Genomic DNA, 20,317 nt, shown 5'->3' with positions numbered 1-20,317 from the left:
GGTCCCGTCAGTCCGCGAGGTTGGCGCGGACGGCGTCGACCTCGGCCTCCGTCGCGCCGTGGTGGTGGAGGTAGCCGGGGATCGTGCCGTGGCGGTCGTGGATCCAGGCCAGGGAGGAGACGAGGAGTTCGGCGTCGACCGGACGGGAGAGGCGCTCGGTGCCGGTCTCGTCGACGTACGGGGTGGGGCCCTTGTCGAGGCCGAGGCCGATGTTGGAGAGCAGGAAGTCGGCGGTGATCTCGGCTTCGGAGGCGCCCAGCAGGGACTGGAGGACGGCGATGGTGAGCCCGGTGCGGTCCTTGCCGACGGCGCAGTGGACGACGGCGGCCAGCGACTCCGGTGCGGCGAGGCGGCGCACGACGGCGGCGAGCGAGGGGCCGGCCGTCGAGGCCATGAAGGGGTAGAGGGCGGCCTGGTCCTCGGGCCACGGCCGGTCGCTGTCCTTGGCGTGCGGGGGCAGGGTCGGCAGACCGAGGGTCTCGTGGTCGAGGTCGTACCGCTGGTCCGGCCAGACGTCCAGCTCGAACTCGCTGCGCAGGTCGATCACCGTCCGCAGACCGAGGGACTTGAGCCGACGGGCGCCCTCCTCGGTGAGGGTGTGGAAGGACCCGGAGCGGTACAGCACGCCCCGGCGGAGGGCGCCGATCCCGCCCGCGTCACGGAAGTTGCGCACACCGGGGATGTCGATGAAGGCGTCGGTCATGGCCACCACCGTACGGGCGGTGGCGGGCGGGCGGAAGGAAAAATGCGACGCAGGCCGCCCGGCCGGACGACACCGTCCGGAACCCGCCCCCGCCGGGGCGACACCGTCGGGAACCCGCCCCCGCCGGGGCGACACCGTCCGGAACCCGCCCCCGCCGGGGCGGAACCGGCTGCTCAGCGCCCGCCCGAGACCTCCAGGAACGCCCCCGTGGTGTACGAGGCCGCCGGGGAGAGCAGGAAGAGGATCGCCTCGGCGACCTCCTCCGGCTGCCCGCCGCGGCCCATCGGCAGGCCGGGCGCGACCCGGTCGACCCGGCCGGGCTCCCCGCCGAGCGCGTGGATGCCGGTGTGGATCAGCCCCGGCCGCACCGCGTTGACCCGGATGCCCTCGGCGGCGACCTCCAGGGCGAGGCCGCGGGTCATCGAGTCGACGGCGCCCTTGGCGGCCGCGTAGTCGACGTACTCGTTCGGCGAGCCGATCCGGGAGGCGGCCGAGCCGACGTTGACGATGGCGCCGCCGCGCCCGCCGTGCCGGGTGGACATCCGGCGGACGGCCTGGGCCGCGCACAGGAACGGGCCGGTGATGTTGGCGGCCCAGATCCGGTTCAGCCGGTCCTCGTCGATCTCCTCCAGCCGGCACTGCTTCTCCAGCGTGCCGGCGTTGTTCACCAGCCCGGTGAGCGGACCGAGTTCGTCGTCCACGGTGCTGAACAGCCGTTCCACCTCGGCGCTGCGGCTGACGTCGGCGCGGACCGCGAGTGCGGTGCCGCCCCCGGCCCGGATCGCGTCCACGACACAGGACGCCGAGGCTTCGTCCGTACGGTAGTTGACGCAGACCCGGTAGCCGCGGCGGGCGGCCAGCAGGGCGGTGGCGGCACCGATGCCGCGCCCGGCGCCGGTGACGATCAGGACCTCGTCGGTGGGGGTGGTCGACATGCCCGGTACGCTACCCGGCGGTCCGGCCGGCGACACCCGCGGCGGCCGCCCGCAGGGCCGCGATCAGGGCCGTGCTCCATGGACCCAGGTACCGGCGGCCGGGCCGGCCCCGGACCGGAATTCGCTCGCCCGGCGCGGCCCGCTCCGGCGAGGATGCCCGGACGAGGATGCGGTGCCCGCCCGTCCGTACGAGAGGAGTCCGCCGATGTCCACGGTTCCCGCCGTTCCCGCCGTAGCTTCCGTTCTGTCCGTTCCCGGCACGGTCCTGCTCTCGGGCATCGTCGGCTCCACCGCGTACGGCTTCGCCCACGCCGGCTCCGACCTCGACCGGCTGGGCCTGTTCGCCACCCCCACCGAGGAGTTGCACGGCCTGCACCGCCCGGCCGAGTCCCACGTCAGCACCGCGCCCGACCTCACCCTGCACGAGGCCGCCAAGTGGTGCAGGCTGGCGCTGAGCTGCAACCCGACCGCCTCCGAACTGGTCTGGCTGCCGGACGAGCTGTACGAGGTCCGCACCCCGCTCGGCGACGAACTGGTCGGCCTGCGGGCGGCCTTCCTCAGCGCGTCGGCCGTCCGGAAGGCTTACCTCGGCTACGCCGACCAGCAGTTCCGCAAGCTGCTGACCCGCGACACCACCGACCCGGCCACCCGCCGCCGGGCTGCCAAGCACGCCCGGCACCTGGTCCGGCTGGTCGAGCAGGCCGTCCGCCTGCACGAGACCGGCCGCAACCTGATCCGGCTGCCCGACCCCGAACGCATCCGCGAACTCGGCGAACGCATCGCCGACCGCCCCGCCCTCGCGGAGGGCCTGCTCGCCGACGCCGCCGACCGCCTCACCGGCCCCGGCGTCCTGCCCGTAGCCCCCGACCCGCGCCCCGTCGAGGCCTGGCTCCGCCGCGTTCGCGCCGCCCACTACACCCCGCCTCAAGGCCCGCTCCACACGCCCGGTACGCCTGTGCAATCCACTGGCGGAGCCCTGGGCCCCACCGGGTAGGATCGCGGTGGTCCTTCCGCCCGGCATCTCGGGAGCAAGGGCCGCGGGCCACTAGCTCAATTGGCAGAGCTGCGGACTTTTAATCCGTAGGTTCAGGGTTCGAGCCCCTGGTGGCCCACTCCTCCCGGAGGCGGTCTTACCCCCGCTGACCTGCGACTCAGCGCCCTGACTCGGCTTTGCCGGTCGGGGCGCCGTCGCTTTCCCGGGCGCGGGTGAGCCCGAAGTGATCCCGACGGTTTCGCCGACCGCCGCCTCACGGGCCCGGAGAACCAGCCGTGCCGCGGCCCCGGACGCCTCCCGGTCGATCTCCGGGAGGAGGCTGGTGCACGTGTCGGACGTGGGCGTGATCGTGGAGCGCCGCGGCGTCCCGAGGGGCGAGACCCTTCGAGTGAAGAACCGGAGCGAGGCCGCCTGATCGGCGGTTTGCCGACTGCCGGGGAGTTTTCCAGACCATACGTTCAACTCCGGCGCTCACAGCGGCGGCGCTCGTGCACGGAGTTCGTCCACACCTGCCACGGACCACGAAGCCAGGAGGAACAGTCATGCGCCTGACCCGCTGCGCTCTTGTCGCCGCAACGGTGGCGACTTCCGCCTCGGCCTTCGGCCTGCCCCTCTTCCTCATGGACCGGATGTCCCACGGTTCCGATGCCACGCGGGTCCGCATGGTCAGCTCCTCCGGTACCTCGCAGAGCAGGGCCGAATCGTCCTGGCCACTGTCCACGAATCCGGGCTCGCAGGAATCAGTGCGCCCCTGTCACAGCTACGGCGGCCCCTACTGCGGCTGGGTGGACATCTACTGGGGCGGCTGTGACAGGGAGTGGGGCCTGAGCTTCGGGATCAAGAACCCTGGCCGGATCTGCCCCCACGACCTCCGCCCGAGCTCCTCGGCCACGTCGGACTCCACCGAAAGCAGCAGTTCCTCCTGACCGGTTCCGCCGGGGGGCAACGTTCTCGCCCCCGGGAGGCCTGCCGTCCGCTATCGGCGCGGCTCGGTGGGCGGCGCGTCAGGCTCCTGATGTGATGTGGCGTCAGATGCCGAAGATGTCGCCGGCTCCTGTTCCGGTCGGGTGGCACGCTGCCGACGACGTCGGTGAAGCCAGGCCGTACCCGGCACTCCCAGAACCATCAGCAAGCCGCCGGCCGCGATCCCGACGCGCTTCGCGCTCGGACGACCGGCGCTCCTGCCGGCAGCCGCACCGTCAGACGGAAGAGGGAGGTCGGTGCCCCCGGAGGCGGGAGTCTCCGGTGCGGGCAGGCCGCTTGGATGGTGGTCGCCTTCCTGGGGCGACGGGGCGCCGGACTCCTGGGGCGGCGGGGTGCCGGACGAGCCACCCCCCTCGGCAGCTTCACCGTCGTGCGGACGGGCGTGGTCACCGCGGTCACCGCCGTCGTGGTGGTCGTCGTCGTAGTCGTCGATGCAGTGGGCGGCTGCGAAGCGGAAGTCCCGCTCGTGGCGGCCGAAGGCCTTCACCACGAACACCGGGTGCTCCCTGAAAAAGTCACGAATCTGAAACTGATACAGGCCGCTGGTGTTGGTGGGATAATTCACGTCCAAATACGTTGCAACAGTGAAGCCGGGCCATGGCGCTTCCGGTGGCGCGGACTGGTCCGGCGGGTCCCTCTGGAGAACGAGAGCCTCCGGCCCGTGCCGGCCGTTGATCAGAATCGCCCTGAGGTTTTCGTCGATGAGCACGACGCGGCGGGGACTGTGGCAGCGGCGCCAGGGATTGTGGCGATCACGGTCCCTGTCCCCGTCCCCGTCCCCGTCCCCGTCCCCTTCCCGGAGCCACGGGGAACCGGACGCGTGCCGTGTGGACGCCTGCGCAGCGACGCCCGCAGACGGAGGCGTGAGGGCGATAGCCGCGCCTGCCAGCGACGCTGCAACCCAGGGTCGAAGATTCATCCAGTGACCTCCATGGGCGGCGGACGCAGGCAACCGCCTGCTGCGCGACACAGCCGAGTGCCAGAAGAAGTTAAGAGGAGTCGGCTCATCACATCGTGAACATCCTCGGGGAGCCGCACCCTTGTCACTCAGCCGCAGGAGTTTCGTGCCCCGCCCGGACAGTGCGGCGTGGTTCAGCCACCCGGCCGGAGCCGAGCGGTGTGAGTGATGTGCGAGCGGACCGTGCGGCTGATCACCGACGAAGGGGTCAGCATGCTTCCCGGCAAGCTCCCGCACGTCCGACTGCTGCTGGACCGGTTCGATCCCGCCGCCCTCGGATCGGACCCCGGTGAGCGCGTGCGCCTCGGGCGCGGAGGCGATCGCGATGGGCCTGGAGCTGATCAGGGCGGGCCAGGCGGACGTGGTGGTGGCCGGTGGCGCCGAAGCCTGCCTCCACCAGTTCACGGTCGCGGCGTTCGCCCGGATGAAGGCGCTGTCGACCCGGTCGGGCGATCCTGAGGCGGTGTCCCGGCCCTTCGACGTGGACCGCAGCGGTGTCGTGACGGGCGAGGGCGCGGGCATCCTGGTGCTGGAACGGGAGGAGTTCGCCGGCGCGCGTGGCGCCCGGGTGTACGGCGTGCCGGCAGGTGTCGCGGTGACCTCCAGCGCCGACCACATCACAGCCTCCAGCCCCGAGGGGCAGTCGGCCTGATCGGGAAGGACCGCCCGTTCATCGCCGCTGTGCCGCCGCAGGGGGCCTGACCGCCGGAGGCGCCACGAGGCCCACGGGAGACCGCCGCACCGGCTCGGGTGCGGCGGTCTCGTCCATTCGCCGCCAGAACAAGGGGACTTGGGCAGGGCTCGGTTCGCGCATGCCGGCCCTCGGCCACCACCAGCCCGCCACGTCGCTGACGAACGACGACGTCTCGAAGCCGGTCGACGCGAACGGCGCGTGGATCCGCAGCCGGGCGGGCAACAGCGGCGAGCCGTTCTCGGACCGGCCGGCCTCTTCCGTCCCCTCACTTCCACGCACCGTGCGCCCGATGACCGCCGACCCGATGGACCGGCCGCCGCGGCCGGTTCCGACTCCGCGACACCCTCCACGGGCCGCTCCGGTGGCCGGAATCCGACGCTGGTGCAGGAACCGTGAAGTGGCATGGGTCACGTCGGAATCGGGCGTTTTCGACTGCTCTGTCGTGATGTTGCCCGCCGATCGACAGGGTTGTCCGTGGCCCGGAGGTCCGTGATCGTGTCGGGCCTAAATATGATCGGAAGCCACGATCGTCGGATAGTGGCGACGGTCGTATGTGCAACCTGGGAACGGTCCGGACCGTCTCTCTGTGTGCGGTGCGCCGGATCGTCAGGGGCGTCGCTTCCGTCGGTGAAAGGTACGCGCATGTCAGGTCGGAGGGGCGAGAGCCCTGCTCGGGGCGAAGGCGTGCCCGCGACGGAAGGCGCCGCGGGCTCCGTGCCCTCCCCGCGTGCCGGTGGCCGGGCGGACGCCCGCCGCGCTGCCCAGGGCAAGGGCGGACGTGGCGGCGGCAAGGCGGAGGCGGCGGGCGGTGGCCGGGCTGCGGCGCGCAAGAGCGCCAAGCCCAAGAAGAACGTGAAGAAGATCGTCGCCTGGTCGACGGCGGGCGTGCTGGTCGTCGTGGCCGGTATCGGCGGTGCGATCTACCTCAAGCTGAACGCCAACATCAAGTCCTTCGACGCCGACGCGATAGCCCGCAACCGCCCCCCGGAGGCCAAGGCCGACGCGGACGGCAACAAACCGGTCAACGTCCTGCTGATCGGTTCGGACAGCCGGGGCAAGAACAACTCGGACCTCGGCGGCGGTGAGGACGGCGGCGCCCGCTCGGACACCACGATCCTGCTGCACGTCTACGCCGACCACAAGCACGCCGTGGGCATCTCGATACCGCGCAACGCCCTGGTCACGCTCCCGTCCTGCAAACTCCCCAACGGCAAGTGGACCAAGGAGCGGGCCAACGCCCGCTTCAACGAGGCCTTCGCCACCGGTGGCACCGACGACGGCAACCCGGCCTGTGCGCAGAACACCGTGGAGAAGCTGACCGGCATCCGGGTCGACCACACCCTCGTGGTCGACTTCAACGGCTTCGCCGCGATGACCCAGGCCGTGGACGGCGTGGACATCTGCCTGCCGAAGCCGATCTACGAGGGCGACATCAACCCCAACCTGAAGAAGAAGGGCGACCTCGTCCTTCCACAGGGCAAGCAGAAGGTGGAAGGCCAGAAGGCGCTCGACTACGTCCGGCTGCGGCACGGCATCGGCGACGGCTCGGACATCGGCCGGATGAAGCGTCAGCAGGCCTTCCTCGGCTCGCTCGCCAGCAAGATCAAGAAGGAGGGGATGAGCCCCACCACCCTCCTGCCGCTGGCCGACGCCGCGACCAAGTCCCTGGTCGTCGATCCCGGCCTGGACTCGGCCGACAAGCTGCTCTCCTTCGGTCTGTCACTCAAGAACATCGACATGCACGACCTCAAGTTCGTGACGACGCCCTGGCGCTTCCGCACCCAGGACGCCGACATCGACCTGATCCAGCCGGACACCAACAAGCTCTGGGAGACCCTCAGGGCCGACCAGACCATCGACGGCCAGAACGCCACCGGCCAGCAGCCGGACGCCCCGGCCGACGGCACCACCCCGGCTCCGCAGCCGCCCGCGCCCACCACCCCGGCCGCCCCGGCCGCGGACACCGCCAACTCCGCGATCAGGGTGGCGGTCTACAACGGAACGCTCGTCAACGGCCTGGCCGGCAAGGCGACCGAGCAGCTGAAGGGCGCCAAGTTCATCGCCAGCACGGCGGGCCAGGCGGCGAGCACCAAGTACAAGACCACCACGATCGAGTACGGCTCCGGGCAGAAGGCGAACGCCGAGAAGGTCGCCGCGCTGTTCCCGGGCGCCGGCCTGGAGCCCAGCAGTACCCGGGGCATCTCGGTGATCACCGGCCAGGATTTCGCGGCCGCGATGGGGATGGCCTCCGGCGCCCCGGCCGGCGGCGCGACGGCCGCCACCCCGGGCGTCCCGACGCCTCCGCAGCCGCTGCCCACCACCGTCACCAACGAGGCCCGCTCGGCGGACGACGACATCTGCGCCAACACCACGTACGGCAGCGGCGGCTGACCGCACCCGGCGGAACACGGGAGCACGGGGACGACCCCCGGGCCGGCGCCCTCCGGGGCGCGCGGGTCCGGGGGTCGTGCCATGGTGGGCCTGGGGCCCGTACGCCCCGGGGCCCGAACGCCTCCGGGCAGGGACCCAGCGGTCACCGCGAAAGGCGGACCCCAATGCCCGAGATCGCCCTCCAGCTCGACATCGCCGCACCCCGGGCCGTGGTGCTCGCCGCGCTCACCACGCACGACGGGCTGACCGCCTGGTGGACCACCGGTGTGGACCGGGACGGCGACGTGCTGCTGTTCGACTTCCCCGACGTCCCCGAGCCGTTCCGGTTGCGGGTGGAGCGGGCCGACCGGGACCGGGTGGTGTGGACCAATGCCGGCTCCTTCCCGCCGCACTGGGCCGGCACCTGGATCAGCTGGGAGCTGGCCGACCAACCCGCCACAGCCGACCAGCCCGGCGGGTCCGGCCAGCCCGAGCGCACCCGGCTGCTGTTCCGCCACGGCGGCTGGCAGCCGGGCAGCGAGGAGGGCGTCCCCGCGGTGGCCGGCACCTGGGCCGAACTGCTGGTCCGGCTCAAGGACTACGCGCAGAGCGGCAAGGTGCAGCCGTACTTCGTCACCGCGCACCGCCACGACGCCCCGTGAACACCCCGTGGGCGCCCCGTGACGGCCCGGCCGCCGGTCGCCCGCCAGGGCGCCGTCCGGTGGCGGGATCGCGGCGGCGGGCCGATGGTGGCGGTGTACCGCCGTCGTCCCGGCCGGGCCGGACCCCACACGGCCCGACCCGCCCGACGGCCCGACCGCTCCGACCACCACAGCCGGCCACCACCGCCTCCGGGAGGCCCAGCAATGCCCGTAGTCACCGATCCGTACATGCCCGGCACCCCGTGCTGGGTCGACCTGATGGCGAGCGACCAGCAGGCCGCGCTCGACTTCTACCGCGACCTGTTCGGCTGGCAGGGCAAGGTCGGCCCGGCCGAGTTCGGCGGCTACGCCGTGTGCCTGCTCAACGGCCGCCCGGTCGCCGGGATCATGGCGCAGGCGGCGCCCGAGGGGCAGCCGACGCCGCCCGTCGCCTGGACCACCTACCTCGCCTCGGACGACGTCGACGCGGCCCGGGCATCCATCGCCGCGGCCGGCGGCACCCTCCTGTACGACCCGATGGACATCGGCACGATCGGCCGGATGCTGGTCGCCGCCGATCCGACCGGCGCGGTGTTCGGGGTCTGGCAGGCGATGGACTTCATCGGCGCGGGCGTGGTCAACGAGCCCGGCGCGCTGGTCTGGAACGAGCTCAACACCGCCGACACCGGCGCGGCCGGCCGCTTCTACCAGCCGGCCCTCGGACTGCGCCCGGCCACCATCCAGGGCATGGACGGCTACTTCTCGCTCAACGTCGGCGACCGTACGGTGGGCGGCATGCAGGCGATCCCCGGCTACCTGGCGCCCGGCACGCCCTCGCACTGGATGACCTACTTCTCGGTGGACAGCACCGACTCCACGGTGGACGCCCTGGTCAAGGCCGGCGGCTCGGTGATCCAGCCGGCGTTCGACATGCAGTCCGGCCGGATGGCGGTGGTCCAGGACCCGCAGGGCGCGGCCTTCGCGGTCATCGAGGCGCCCGAGGCACAGATGCCCGACTCGCCGTAACGCCGTCCCGGCAGTGCCGGGCAACCGGAAGCCGCCCTTCCCGCGACGCGCCGCCGGGAAATGGGCGGCTTCCCGCCCGTTCCCGGGTAAGACTGCACCCATGCTGGGGCTACCGGACGACATCCGTGCTTTCCTCTTCGACCTCGACGGGGTGCTCACCCAGACCGCGAAAGTGCACGCCGCGGCCTGGAAAGACACCTTCGACACCTTCCTGCGCGCCGAAGCCGCCCGCACCGGTGGGCAGTTCGTCCCCTTCGACGCCGTCACCGACTACGACACCTACGTGGACGGCCGCCCGCGCCTGGACGGCACCCGCGCGTTCCTGCTCAGCCGGGGCATCGAACTGCCCGAGGGCACCCCGGAGGACCCGCCCAACTCCCGTACCGTGCAGGGGATCAGCCGGGCCAAGAACGACACCGTGCTGCGGCTGATCCGGGAGCAGGGCGTCCAGCCGTACCAGGGCTCGGTCGACTACGTGCACCGGCTGCGCGCGGCCGGGCTGCCCAGCGCCGTGGTCTCCTCCAGCGCCAACTGCCGCGACGTGCTGCGGGCGGCCGGCATCGAGGAACTGTTCGAGGTGATCGTGGACGGCAACGTCGCCAAGGCCGAGGGCCTGCCCGGCAAGCCCGCCCCCGACACCTACCTGTACGCCGCCCGCGCCCTCGGCGTCGAACCCGCCCACGCCGCGGTCTTCGAGGACGCGCTCGCCGGGGTCGCCTCCGGCCGGGCCGGCGGCTTCGGCGCGGTGGTCGGGGTGGACCGCGTCGGCCAGGCCGCCGAACTGCGCCGGGACGGCGCCACCGTGGTCGTCCAGGACCTCTCCGAGCTCCTGGAGGAGAAGGCGTGAGCGGGCGCATCGAGAGAATCGTCAAGAGGTGCGCGTGGGCGAACGCCCCTGCCGGGCGGTGGGGGTACTCCCGGCCGGAGGCCGGGGGAGTGGTGGGCACATGAGTCCCGCGGACAACTTCGCGATCGACCCCTGGCAGATCACCGAACAGGGCCTGGACCTGACCTCGATGGCCCGCGCCGAATCCGTCTTCGCGCTCTCCAACGGGCACATCGGCCTGCGCGCCAACCTGGACGAGGGGGAGCCGCACGGCCTGCCCGGCACCTACCTCAACGGCGTCTTCGAGCTGCGCCCGCTGCCGTACGGCGAGGGCGGCTACGGCTACCCGGAGTCGAGCCAGAGCGTCATCAACGTGACCAACGGCAAAATCATCCGACTGCTGGTGGACGACGAGCCCTTCGACCTGCGCTACGGCGAACTCCTCAGCCACAAGCGCTGGTTGGACTTCCGCGAGGGCGTGCTGCACCGGGAGGCCGAGTGGACCTCTCCGGCCGGACGGACGATCAGGGTGCGCTCCTCCCGGCTGGTCTCGCTCACCCAGCGCGCCGTCGCCGCCGTCGAGTACAGCGTCGAGGCGGTGGACGGCCCGGTGCGGATCGTGGTCCAGTCCGAGCTGGTCGCCAACGAGCAGCTGCCCGGCGGCCCCGAGGGCGACCCGCGGGCCGCCGCCGTGCTGGAGGCGCCGCTGCACCCCGAGGCGCACCACGCCAGCGGCACCAAGGCCGTCCTGGTGCACCGCACCCGCTACAGCGGCATCCGGGTCGCGGCCGGGATGGACCACGTCATCGAGGGCCCGGAGAAGTCCGACACCGTCGCCGAGTCCGAGGCCGACCAGTGCCGGATCAGCGTCACCACCGTGCTCAAGGCCGGACAGCGGCTGCGGCTGGCCAAGTTCATGGCCTACGGATGGTCCGGCACCCGCTCGCTGCCCGCCGTCCGGGACCAGGTGGAGGCCGCGCTGACCGCCGCCCGGTACACCGGCTGGGACGGGCTGGTCGCCGAACAGGCCGACTTCCTCCAGGAGTTCTGGGAGACCAGCGACATCGAGATCGAGGGCGACGTCGAACTCCAGCAGGCCGTCCGGTTCGCGGTCTTCCACGTCCTGCAGGCCGGCGTCCGCAGCGAGGAACGGGCCATCCCCGCCAAGGGGCTGACCGGGCCCGGCTACGACGGGCACAGCTTCTGGGACACCGAGACCTTCGTCCTGCCGGTGCTCACCTACTGCCTGCCCTCCGCCGTCAACCAGGCCCTGCGCTGGCGGCACACCACCCTGCCGCTGGCCCGCGAGCGGGCGGTCCAACTCGGCCTGTCCGGCGCGGTGTTCCCGTGGCGGACGATCCGCGGTGAGGAGTGCTCCGGGTACTGGCCGGCCGGCACCGCCGCCTTCCACATCAGCGCCGACATCGCCGCCGCCGTCGCCCGCTACGTCCGGGCCACCGGGGACGGGGAGTTCGAGCGCGAGTACGGGCTCGAACTGCTCGTCGAGACCGCCCGGATGTGGCGCTCGCTCGGCCACCACGACGTGGCCGGGAAGTTCCGCATCGAGGGCGTCACCGGCCCCGACGAGTACAGTGCCGTCGCGGACAACAACGTCTTCACCAACCTGATGGCGCAGAGCAACCTGCTCGCGGCTGCCGAGGCCGCCGTCCGCCACCCGCACGAGGCCGCGCTGCTCGGCGTGGACACCGAGGAGACCGCCGCCTGGCGCGACGCGGCCGCCGCGATGTACATCCCGTACGACGAGGACCGCGGCATCCACCCGCAGGCCGACGGCTTCACCCACCACCAGGTCTGGGACTTCGAGCGCACCCCGCCGGAGAAGTACCCGCTGCTGCTGCACTACCCGTACTTCGACCTCTACCGCAAGCAGGTGGTCAAGCAGGCCGACCTGGTGCTCGCCATGCAGGTCCGCGGCGACGCCTTCACCGACGAGCAGAAGGCCCGCAACTTCGCCTACTACGAGCGGCTGACCGTACGGGACTCCTCGCTCTCCGCCTGCACCCAGGCGGTCATCGCCGCCGAGGTCGGCCAGCTCGACCTCGCCTACGACTACACGGCGGAGGCGGCGCTGATGGACCTGCACGACCTCGGCGGCAACACCCGCGACGGCCTGCACATGGCCTCGCTCGCCGGGGCCTGCATCGCCCTGGTGGCCGGCTTCGGCGGGCTGCGCGACCACACCGGGACGCTCTCGTTCCGGCCCCGGCTGCCGTCCGGGCTGATGCGGCTGAGCTTCTCGCTACTGGTGCGCGGGTACCTGCTCGGCGTCGAGATCACCCACGAGCGGACGACGTACACGCTGCGCCGCGGCGAGGTCCTCGTCGTGCTGCACGACGGCGAGGAGGTCCGGGTCGAGTCCGGCTCCCCGGTCACCGTGCCGACCACGGCCCCGCCCGCCCAGGAGCGGGTCGCCCAGCCCCCGGGCCGCGAACCCGCCCGCCGCCAGCCCCAGGCCGGCCTCGCGGCGGGCAAGCTCGGCCAGCAGGACCACCTGGCGGCGGAGTAGGCCCACGGCGGCAGGCGCGCGCCCCCCCCCCCGGGGGCGCGCCCCCCCCCCCCCCCCCCCCCCCCCCCCCCCCCCCCCCCCCCCCCCCCCCCCCCCCCCGCGGCCGGGCTGGTGGGGTCTCGGCGCTCGTTCGGCGGGGCGGGGGGGGGGGCCCCCCCCGGGGGGGGGGGGGCCCCCCCCCCCCCGGGGCCCCGCGCCACCCCGCCACCCCGCCACCCCGCCCGCCCGCCCTCCCGCCGTCCCGCCGTCCCCGGCCCGGTCCCGCCCCGCGCCCTGCCCTTCACCCGTGCGGCCCACCCCGGCTGCGCCCGCCACCCCGCCGACGGAGGGTGCAGGTGTCCCGTGGCAACCGAAGGAGTGCAGCCGTGGCGAGCGTGGCCGAACAGATGGTGGAGGTGCTCCGGCAGGCCGGGGTGGAGCGGGTCTACGGCGTCGTCGGCGACAGCCTCAACCCCGTCGTGGACGCGATCCGCCGGGCCGACGGCATCAGCTGGGTGCACGTGCGCAACGAGGAGGCCGGCGCCTTCGCGGCCGCTGCCGAGGCCGAGATCTCCGGGCGGCTCGCGGTCTGCGCCGGCTCCTGCGGCCCCGGCAACACCCACCTCATCCAGGGCCTCTACGACGCCCAGCGCAGCGGCCTGCCGGTGCTCGCGCTCGCCTCGCACATCCCGTCCGGGCAGATCGGCACCGGCTTCTTCCAGGAGACCCACCCCGAGCGGGTGTTCACCGACTGCAGCAACTGGTGCGAGATGCTCTCCACCCCCGCCCAGCTGCCCCGCCTGTTGCGGGTCGCCATCCAGCACGCGCTCGGTTCGCACGGCGTCTCGGTGCTCGCCTTCCCCGGGGACGTCGCCGCGCTCCCCGCCGCCGCACCCACCGGCACCAGCCACTTCCTCACCGAGCAGGCCGTCGCCGCGCCGCCCTGGTCCCAGGTGCAGGAGCTGGCCCGGCTGCTCAACGCGGCCCGCAAGGTGGTCCTGTTCTGCGGCGCCGGGGTGCGCGGGGCGCACCCCGAGGTGCTGGCGGCCGCGCAGGCCCTGAACGCGCCGATCGGCCACTCCCTGCGCGGCAAGGAGTGGATCCAGTTCGACAACCCGTACGACGTGGGCATGAGCGGACTGCTCGGCTACGGCGCGTGTCACGAGGCGCTGCACTCCGCCGACCTGGTGCTGCTGCTCGGCACCGACTTCCCGTACGACTCCTTCCTGCCGCAGACGCACACCGTCCAGGTCGACCACGACGCCACCCGGCTCGGCCGCCGCACCGCCCTCGACCTGGCCGTCCACGGCGACGTGGCCGCCACCCTGCGGGCCGTGCTGCCGCTGCTGGACGCCAAGTCCGACCGGGCCTTCCTGGACGGGATGCTGCGCAAGCACTGCCGGGCGCTGGAGGACGTGATCGGCGCGTACACCCGGGACATCGAGAAGCACCTGCCGATCCACCCCGAGTACGTCGCCTCGGTGCTGGACGAGGTGGCCGCCGAGAACGCGGTGTTCACCGTGGACACCGGCATGAACAACGTCTGGGCCGCCCGCTACCTCCAGCCCAACGGCCGTCGCCGGGTGATCGGCTCCTTCCTGCACGGCTCGATGGCCAACGCCCTCCCGCACGCGATCGGCGCCCAGCTCGCCTGCCCGGGGCGGCAGGTGGTCGCGATGGCGGGCGACGGCGGGATCGGCATGCTGCTCGGCGAGCTGCTCACGGTGGCCAAGCACCGGCTGCCGGTGAAGACGGTGGTCTTCAACAACGGCGCGCTCGGCATGATCAAGCTGGAGATGCTGGTCTCCGGCTACCCGGAGTCCGAGATCGACAACGGGGACGTGGACTACGCCGGGATCGCCCGGGCGATGGGCATCCAGGCCAAGCGGGTGACCGAGCCGGCCCGGGTCCGGGAGGTGCTGGCGGAGGCGCTGGAACAGCCGGGCCCGGCGCTGGTGGACGTGGTCACCGACCCCAACGCGCTGTCCATCCCGCCGCGCATCACCGCCGCCCAGCTGAAGGGCTTCGCGCTGGCGGCGAGCAGGACGGTGCTCGCGGGCGGAGTCGGGCACATGATCGACCTGGCGCGGAGCAATCTGCGGAACATTCCGCGGCCGTGAGCGCGGGTTCTCCGGTCATTTGCCTCTGAGGCAAAATCCTTGCCTGTGCGGCACGTCGGGTGTCCACTGGACACATGACCAGCAGCTCCACCGGTGCCGCCGCCACAGGCGAACAGCTCGACGACCAGGAGGTCGCCGGCCTCGCCGCCCGTCTCCGTGAGCACCGGCTCAGCAGCCGTCTCACGCTGGAGGTGGCCGCCGGGCGGGTCGGGCTCTCCCCAGCTTATCTGTCCCGGCTGGAGACCGGCCGCCGGCAGCCCTCGCTGCCCGTCCTGCTCGGCCTCGCCCGCGCGTACGGGACCTCGGTCTCCGGCCTGCTCGGCGAGACCCTGGCCGAGCCGGACCCGGTCGTCCGCGGCGGCGCCATCGAGCCCGGCCGGGCCGGTGGCTGGGGCTACCGCCGGGCCGGCGCCCCCGGCCGCGCCATGCAGGCCCTGCGGGTGCACGTCCCGCCGGGCGTGCAGGACGCGGTGGTCCGGGTCCACCCGGGCGAGGAGTGGCTGTACGTCCTGAAGGGCGCGCTCCGGGTCACCCTCGGAGACCGCGTCCACCACCTCGCGGTGGGCGACTCCGCCCACTACGACTCGCTCACCCCGCACTGCATCGCCGCGGAGTCGGACGGCGACGTCGAACTGCTCTTCGTCCACACCCTGCTGCAGAGCCCCGGCGGCGAACTCTGCCTCGGCGGCGGCCCCGCCGCCGTTCACTGACCTGCCGTCAGAACACCCCGGAGGAGATCACCATGGCCGATCCCACCACCACCGTCACCCCGGCCGCCGCGGCCGACACCGCCGCCGGTCCGAAGACCATCGACGCCGGCAAGTGGGCCAACAAGCGCGTCTACCACCGCCTGGTGATCTACACCGTCGGCTGCCACGCCTTCGCCGGATTCATCATCCTCCTGTTCGAACTCGGCAGCCGCAACAAGTAGTCCACACCCCCGACCGGCCGCCCGCCCCCGCCCCCGAGGGGGGCGGGCGGACCGCTCCCCGAACCGGCACCCCCTCCGCCGGAGCGCCGCCTCCGGCGACTCCGGCGCCCCGGAGGTCCGCCCGTTCCCTGCCCGTCCGTCACGCCCTGCGCAGCAGTTCGCAGAGGGCCTGCACCGCCGCCGGGAAGGCGTGCTCCGGCGGGGTGGCGTAGCCGATGACCAGGGCGGGCGGGGCGGTGCCGGTGGGGGACGGCGCGGCGCGGTGCCAGTCGAGGCCGTTGAGGGAGAGGCCGGCCCGCTGGGCGCGGGCGAGGAGTTCGGGTTCGGGGGTGGAACCGGGCGGCAGCTGGAGGACGGCGTGCAGGCCGGCCGCGATGCCGGTGACCCGGACGTGCGGGGCGTGTTCGGCGAGCGCCGCGACCAGGTGGTCGCGGCGGCGCCGGTAGTGCAGCCGGCAGCGCCGCACGTGGCGGTCGTACGTGCCGGAGGTGATCAGCTCCGCCAGCGTCAGCTGGTCCAGCACCGGGGACATCGTGTCGGCCAGCACCTTCAGCCGGGCGACCGGTTCGACCAGCGCGTCCGGCAGGGCCAGCCAGGCCAGTCGCAGGCCCGGTGCGAGGCTCTTGGCGGCCGTTCCGGCGTACACCACCCGTTCCGGGTCCAGCGCCTGCATCGCGCCGAGCGGCTGCCGGTCGTAGCGGAACTCGCCGTCGTAGTCGTCCTCGATGACGTACCGGTCGTGCTCCCGCGCCCACCGCACCGCTCCCGCCCGCCGGTCGGCGGACAGCGCGGCGCCGGTGGGGAACTGGTGGGCCGGGGTGAGCAGGACGGCGTCGGCCCGGGTGCCGAGCCGGTCGACCACGGCGCCGTCCGCGTCCAGCGGCACCGGGGCGGTGGTGAGCCCGGCGGCCCGGGCGACCGCGTGCTGCGGCGGCAGCCCGTACTCCTCGACCGCCAGTGTGCGGGCGCCGCGTTCCCGCAGGGCGGCGCAGAGCATGCCGAGGCCCTGGGTGACGCCGGTGCAGACGAGCAGGTGGTCGGGGTCGGTGCGGACGCCGCGGACCCGGGCCAGGTAGTGGGTGAGCGCCTGCCGCAGTTCGATCCGGCCGAACGGGCTGCCGTAGTCGAGGGCCTCGTGCGGCGCGGTGGCGAGGGCGCGGCGGGCGGCGGCGAGCCAGGCGGTGCGGGGGAAGAGCGAGACGTCGGGCCGTCCGGACATCAGGTCGTACCGGGCCGTCTGCCGCCGCGGCGCCGTCCGGGCGGCCGGCCGCCGGCCCTGGACCGGCTCCGGCACTGCCCGCCGGGCGACGGTGGTGCCGGAGCCCTGCCGGGAGCTGAGCCAGCCCTCCGCGGTGAGCTGGCCGTACGCCTCGACCACGGTGTTGCGGGCGATGCCGAGGTCCTCGCCGAGCGCCCGGGAGGACGGCAGGCGGGTGCCGGGGGCGAGCCGCCCGTCCTGGACGGCTTCGCGCAGCGCGTCCTCCAGGGCGGCCCGCAGCCCGGCACCGGCGGCCCGCCGCTCGGTGAGGTCGAGGTGCAGGTCGCCGCCGAAGGTGGTCCAGGAGGTGCTCACGGCCCCATTCTGGCGCGGCCGGGTGTGGCGCCCCGTGGACCGCCCGTGACGACCGCTGCTCCCCCGTCGGCCGGAGGCCGGCCCGCCCGGTGCATCCACCACGGTTCCTCCACGTGTTGTTCCCCGTCGCCGCCCGGGCCGCCCGAGTGCCCGACGCGCTACGGTGCTGCCCATGGCGAACTTTGTACTGGTGGCGGGGGCCTGGCTCGGTGCCTGGGCGTGGGACGAGGTCGCGGCGGAGCTGCGAGCGGCCGGGCACGGGGCGTACCCGTTGACGCTCTCCGGACTCGCGGAGAAGCGCGGCACGCCCGCCGGGCAGCAGGCGCACGTGGCGGACGTCGTCGCCGGCGTGGAGCGGCTGGACCTGCGCGAGGTGGTGCTGGTCGGGCACAGCTACTCGGGCATCCCGGTGGGCCAGGCCGCCGAACGGATCGGCGACCGGCTGGCCGGGCTGGTCCTGGTGGACGCCAACGTGCCGGTGGCGGGGGAGTCCTTCGCCGACCAGATGCCGGAGCCGGCCGCGCTGCGGGCGGACCTCGCCGCGCACGGGGGCTGGTGGCCGCCGCTGCCGCCGGCCGAGTTCGCCGAACAGGGGCTGACGGTCGAGCAGATCACCCGGATCGCCGCGGGGGCGACTGCGCACCCGGGCCCCTCGCTGACCGAACCCGCTTTCCTGGAGGGCCCGTTGAGTGCGCTCCCGGCGGTGTACGTGAAGTGTCTGCTGGACTGGCCGGAGCCGCCGCCGGTGGCCGCCGAACTGGTCGCGGACGGCCACTGGCGGCTGGTGGAGCTGGACACCGGGCACTGGCCGATGTTCTCCCGGCCGGCCGAGCTCGCGCGGGTCCTGGTCGAGGCGGCTCCGACGGGTCAGAGCGAGAGGTAGACCGCGCTGCCGGCGCCGGCCAGGAAGCAGTAGAGCGCGAACGGCGTCAGGCTGCGGGTCTCGAAGTACTTGGTGAGGAACCGCACCGAGACGTAGCCGGCCACGAAGGCGGCGAGGCTGCCGGCGAGGACCGGGCCGAGCACGCCGGAGTTCTCCGGCTTGAACAGCTCGGGCACCTTCAGTACCGAGGCGGCCAGGATGACCGGGGTGGCGAGCAGGAAGGAGAACCGGGCGGCGTCCTCGTGGTGCAGTCCGCGCAGGATGCCGGCGCTCATGGTGACGCCGGAGCGGCTGATGCCCGGGAACAGGGCGAGGATCTGTGCGGCGCCGATCCAGGCGCCCTGCCCGTAGCCCAGCCGGGTCAGCCGGTGGTCGGAGGCGACCGCCGGGTCCACGCCCGGCTCGTCGGCGGGGGCGGCGTGTCCGGCCCGGCGGCGGCCGGTGCCGCCGCGCTTGAGCCGCTCGGCGCCGAGCAGCACGAGTCCGTTGAGGGCGAGGAACACCGCGGCCGGGACGGGCTTGCCGAGTGCGTTGCGCAGGGCCTTCTCCAGTGCGAGGCCGGCCACGCCGACCGGGATGGTGGAGAGGATGAGCAGCCAGGCGAGCTTCTCGTTGCGGGTCTCCACCCGGCGGTGCCGGATCGAGCCGAGCAGCCCGTCGATGACCCGGACCCAGTCCTTGCGGAAGTAGACCACCAGCGCGAGCGCGGTGGCCAGGTGCAGGGCGACCAGGGCGGCGAGGTACGAGGAGCCCTCGGCGGTCATGTCGAGGTCGTGCTGGATCCTTCCGCCGACCAGGGCGGGCAGCAGGATGCTGTGGCCGAGGCTGGAGACCGGGAAGAGTTCCGTCACGCCCTGGAGCAGGCCGACGCCTATCGCTTCCGGGTAGGTCAGGGTCGACATCGCGCACCTTCGCTCGGGGGTCGGTGGCCGGCCGGGTCCGGCGCCCTCGCGAAGCTACTACGGGCATGTAGACGTTCGCCAACCCCGCCGTCAGAAGTTCACCGACCGTACGGCTGCGGGACACCGGGGCCGAGGTGCCCGATCAACGCCGCTGCCACGGCGGCCAGGACGGTGGCGGACGGGACGGCCCGGTGCGCCGCGTCGCAGAGCAGTACGACGGCGGTCACCGCGGCCGGCGTGCCCACCAGCGGCAGGGCGACGGTCAGCACGGCGAGCAGACGGCGGGGGCGGTGCGGGGGGTCCGGGCGTGTCACAGCGGCTCTCCTTCGGGTTCGACCCGCGCCACGATGCCGCCTCCCGCAGCGTCAGGTTCAAGTCCCTTTCCGCCGCCGGGGCGGTGCCGGTCAGCCCGCCGCCACCCGCCGCCAGCCGGGACCGTCCGCGGCCACCGGCGCCGTCGCGAAGTCGTAGCGCAGCAGCTCCGGCCCGAGCGCGAGCAGCGAGACCGACGAGGAGCCCCAGATCCGCCCGTCGCCGAAGTCCCGCCGCTGGATCAGTGCGGCGTCCGCGTCCGGCGCCAGCCCGTCCCCGGCGACGATCGGCAGCCATCCGCCCCAGGCCGCCGTGGCCGCCCCCTCGGCGGTCGGCTCGGGCCGGGGCTCGTCGGCGAAGCGGGCCCGGAAGTGGGCGGCCCTCGCGGCCATCAGCGCGCGGATCCGCTCGGAGGTGGTGCGGCCGGCCGCCAGGCCCTCCAGCCCGTCGTTGAGCACCACGCTCAGGCCGGACGGCAGTTCGCGCTCCTCCAGCCGTCCGGCGCCCCAGCTGAACACCCGGGCGCCGTCGGCCCGGACCAGGACGAGGTGGAACGGGTCGTACGGGGTGAGGTCGAGGTGGCCGATCCCGCCCTCCCGGACGGCGGTGAGCGGCAGCCGGCCGCGGGTGAGCCGGGCGTCGGCGGGGGCGAGCGGGCCGAAGCCGTTCAGCAGGCAGGCGGCGGTGCGCCGGCCGGGGTCGACGGCCAGCCAGGTGCCGCCGGCCGTGAGGTCCAGTCCGCCGAGCAGTTCGGGCCGGTCCGGCCAGTGGTGGTCCGGCGGCAGCCAGGCGCGGCCCAGGTACTCGTCCCGGACGGACAGCAGCAGCACCGGGACGGCCGCTCCCGGCTCGATGCTGACGAACGCCGTGCACACGGCCGTACCCCCTGACCTCGTCCTGCCGTCGGCCTCCTGCCTGCGATCCTCGCACGGCCGTTCGCGCCCCGGAAGTGGCCCAAG

Annotated in this window: 19 protein-coding genes and 1 tRNA gene; 13 read left to right on the top strand and 7 right to left on the bottom strand. The window is 73.6% G+C overall.

Annotation, left to right across the window (positions count from 1 at the left end; all coding sequences use genetic code 11):
* Window positions 1-7: 7 nt before the first annotated feature.
* Together AB0O11_RS16450 and AB0O11_RS16445 are read right to left on the bottom strand one after the other, a co-directional pair.
* On the bottom strand, window positions 8-703 hold the full coding sequence (locus AB0O11_RS16450) for a tyrosine-protein phosphatase (RefSeq protein ID WP_363386598.1): 696 nt from the start codon (window positions 701-703) through the stop codon (window positions 8-10).
* Between the two features lie 173 nt (window positions 704-876).
* Window positions 877-1,638, bottom strand: coding sequence for an SDR family oxidoreductase (locus tag AB0O11_RS16445; RefSeq protein WP_363386596.1), 762 nt, complete (start codon window positions 1,636-1,638; stop codon window positions 877-879).
* A 205-nt stretch (window positions 1,639-1,843) separates the two neighbouring features.
* Between AB0O11_RS16445 and AB0O11_RS16440 the strand changes: the two genes are divergently transcribed.
* The 3 genes from AB0O11_RS16440 (at window position 1,844) to AB0O11_RS16430 (ending at window position 3,558) form a co-directional block, all read left to right on the top strand.
* Window positions 1,844-2,632 carry a nucleotidyltransferase domain-containing protein gene (locus AB0O11_RS16440; RefSeq protein WP_363386594.1) on the top strand — a complete coding sequence of 263 codons (789 nt, stop codon included), beginning with the start codon at window positions 1,844-1,846 and terminating at the stop codon, window positions 2,630-2,632.
* A gap of 45 nt (window positions 2,633-2,677) precedes the next feature.
* Window positions 2,678-2,750 (top strand) — tRNA-Lys (locus tag AB0O11_RS16435).
* 424 nt (window positions 2,751-3,174) lie between these two features.
* The gene (locus AB0O11_RS16430) at window positions 3,175-3,558 is read left to right on the top strand and encodes a hypothetical protein (RefSeq protein ID WP_363386592.1); all 384 of its coding nucleotides are present in this window, start codon (window positions 3,175-3,177) and stop codon (window positions 3,556-3,558) included.
* 50 nt (window positions 3,559-3,608) lie between these two features.
* Here AB0O11_RS16430 and AB0O11_RS16425 read toward each other — a convergent pair whose 3' ends face one another.
* Window positions 3,609-4,325, bottom strand: coding sequence for a hypothetical protein (locus AB0O11_RS16425; RefSeq protein WP_363386590.1), 717 nt, complete (start codon window positions 4,323-4,325; stop codon window positions 3,609-3,611).
* A 538-nt stretch (window positions 4,326-4,863) separates the two neighbouring features.
* Between AB0O11_RS16425 and AB0O11_RS16420 the strand changes: the two genes are divergently transcribed.
* The 9 genes from AB0O11_RS16420 to AB0O11_RS16380 all read left to right on the top strand — a co-directional run bounded on the left by AB0O11_RS16420 (window position 4,864) and on the right by AB0O11_RS16380 (window position 15,688).
* Window positions 4,864-5,226: a beta-ketoacyl synthase N-terminal-like domain-containing protein gene (locus tag AB0O11_RS16420; RefSeq protein WP_363386588.1), complete on the top strand. Its 363-nt coding sequence runs from the start codon at window positions 4,864-4,866 to the stop codon at window positions 5,224-5,226.
* A gap of 756 nt (window positions 5,227-5,982) precedes the next feature.
* Complete coding sequence (locus AB0O11_RS16415; protein ID WP_363386586.1) at window positions 5,983-7,659, top strand: LCP family protein; 1,677 nt, start codon at window positions 5,983-5,985, stop codon at window positions 7,657-7,659.
* 164 nt (window positions 7,660-7,823) lie between these two features.
* Entirely contained in the window at window positions 7,824-8,300 is a 477-nt protein-coding gene (locus tag AB0O11_RS16410; RefSeq protein WP_363386584.1) for an SRPBCC domain-containing protein, read from the top strand.
* A gap of 204 nt (window positions 8,301-8,504) precedes the next feature.
* On the top strand, window positions 8,505-9,305 hold the full coding sequence (locus tag AB0O11_RS16405) for a VOC family protein (RefSeq protein ID WP_363386582.1): 801 nt from the start codon (window positions 8,505-8,507) through the stop codon (window positions 9,303-9,305).
* A gap of 100 nt (window positions 9,306-9,405) precedes the next feature.
* Complete coding sequence (locus tag AB0O11_RS16400) at window positions 9,406-10,152, top strand: beta-phosphoglucomutase family hydrolase (protein ID WP_363386580.1); 747 nt, start codon at window positions 9,406-9,408, stop codon at window positions 10,150-10,152.
* Window positions 10,153-10,252: 100 nt separating this feature from the next.
* Window positions 10,253-12,658, top strand: coding sequence for a glycosyl hydrolase family 65 protein (locus AB0O11_RS16395; protein WP_363386578.1), 2,406 nt, complete (start codon window positions 10,253-10,255; stop codon window positions 12,656-12,658).
* 365 nt (window positions 12,659-13,023) lie between these two features.
* The gene (locus AB0O11_RS16390; protein ID WP_363386576.1) at window positions 13,024-14,757 is read left to right on the top strand and encodes a pyruvate dehydrogenase; all 1,734 of its coding nucleotides are present in this window, start codon (window positions 13,024-13,026) and stop codon (window positions 14,755-14,757) included.
* 74 nt (window positions 14,758-14,831) lie between these two features.
* A complete protein-coding gene (locus AB0O11_RS16385; protein ID WP_224284785.1) occupies window positions 14,832-15,467 on the top strand; it encodes an XRE family transcriptional regulator in 636 nt (211 codons plus the stop codon).
* A gap of 32 nt (window positions 15,468-15,499) precedes the next feature.
* On the top strand, window positions 15,500-15,688 hold the full coding sequence (locus tag AB0O11_RS16380) for a DUF6126 family protein (protein WP_363386574.1): 189 nt from the start codon (window positions 15,500-15,502) through the stop codon (window positions 15,686-15,688).
* 139 nt (window positions 15,689-15,827) lie between these two features.
* On the opposite strand, the gene AB0O11_RS16375 is transcribed toward AB0O11_RS16380, so the two are convergent.
* Window positions 15,828-17,261 (bottom strand): PLP-dependent aminotransferase family protein, encoded by a 1,434-nt coding sequence (locus AB0O11_RS16375; protein ID WP_363386572.1) that lies wholly within the window; start codon window positions 17,259-17,261, stop codon window positions 15,828-15,830.
* Between the two features lie 172 nt (window positions 17,262-17,433).
* On the opposite strand from AB0O11_RS16375, the gene AB0O11_RS16370 reads away from it, so the two are divergent.
* Window positions 17,434-18,144 carry an alpha/beta fold hydrolase gene (locus AB0O11_RS16370; RefSeq protein ID WP_363386570.1) on the top strand — a complete coding sequence of 237 codons (711 nt, stop codon included), beginning with the start codon at window positions 17,434-17,436 and terminating at the stop codon, window positions 18,142-18,144.
* Here the strand turns inward: AB0O11_RS16370 and AB0O11_RS16365 are convergent.
* The 3 genes from AB0O11_RS16365 to AB0O11_RS16355 all read right to left on the bottom strand — a co-directional run bounded on the left by AB0O11_RS16365 (window position 18,129) and on the right by AB0O11_RS16355 (window position 20,233).
* Window positions 18,129-19,046: an undecaprenyl-diphosphate phosphatase gene (locus tag AB0O11_RS16365; protein WP_363386568.1), complete on the bottom strand. Its 918-nt coding sequence runs from the start codon at window positions 19,044-19,046 to the stop codon at window positions 18,129-18,131. The genes AB0O11_RS16370 and AB0O11_RS16365 overlap by 16 nt on opposite strands.
* Window positions 19,047-19,144: 98 nt before the next feature.
* Window positions 19,145-19,360, bottom strand: coding sequence for a hypothetical protein (locus tag AB0O11_RS16360; protein ID WP_363386566.1), 216 nt, complete (start codon window positions 19,358-19,360; stop codon window positions 19,145-19,147).
* A gap of 90 nt (window positions 19,361-19,450) precedes the next feature.
* Window positions 19,451-20,233 carry an NRDE family protein gene (locus AB0O11_RS16355; protein ID WP_363386564.1) on the bottom strand — a complete coding sequence of 261 codons (783 nt, stop codon included), beginning with the start codon at window positions 20,231-20,233 and terminating at the stop codon, window positions 19,451-19,453.
* Window positions 20,234-20,317 lie beyond the last annotated feature (84 nt).

The organism is Kitasatospora sp. NPDC093102 (assembly GCF_040683915.1).
Taxonomy (GTDB): domain Bacteria; phylum Actinomycetota; class Actinomycetes; order Streptomycetales; family Streptomycetaceae; genus Kitasatospora.
This window is presented reverse-complemented; position numbering and strand designations above follow the sequence as displayed.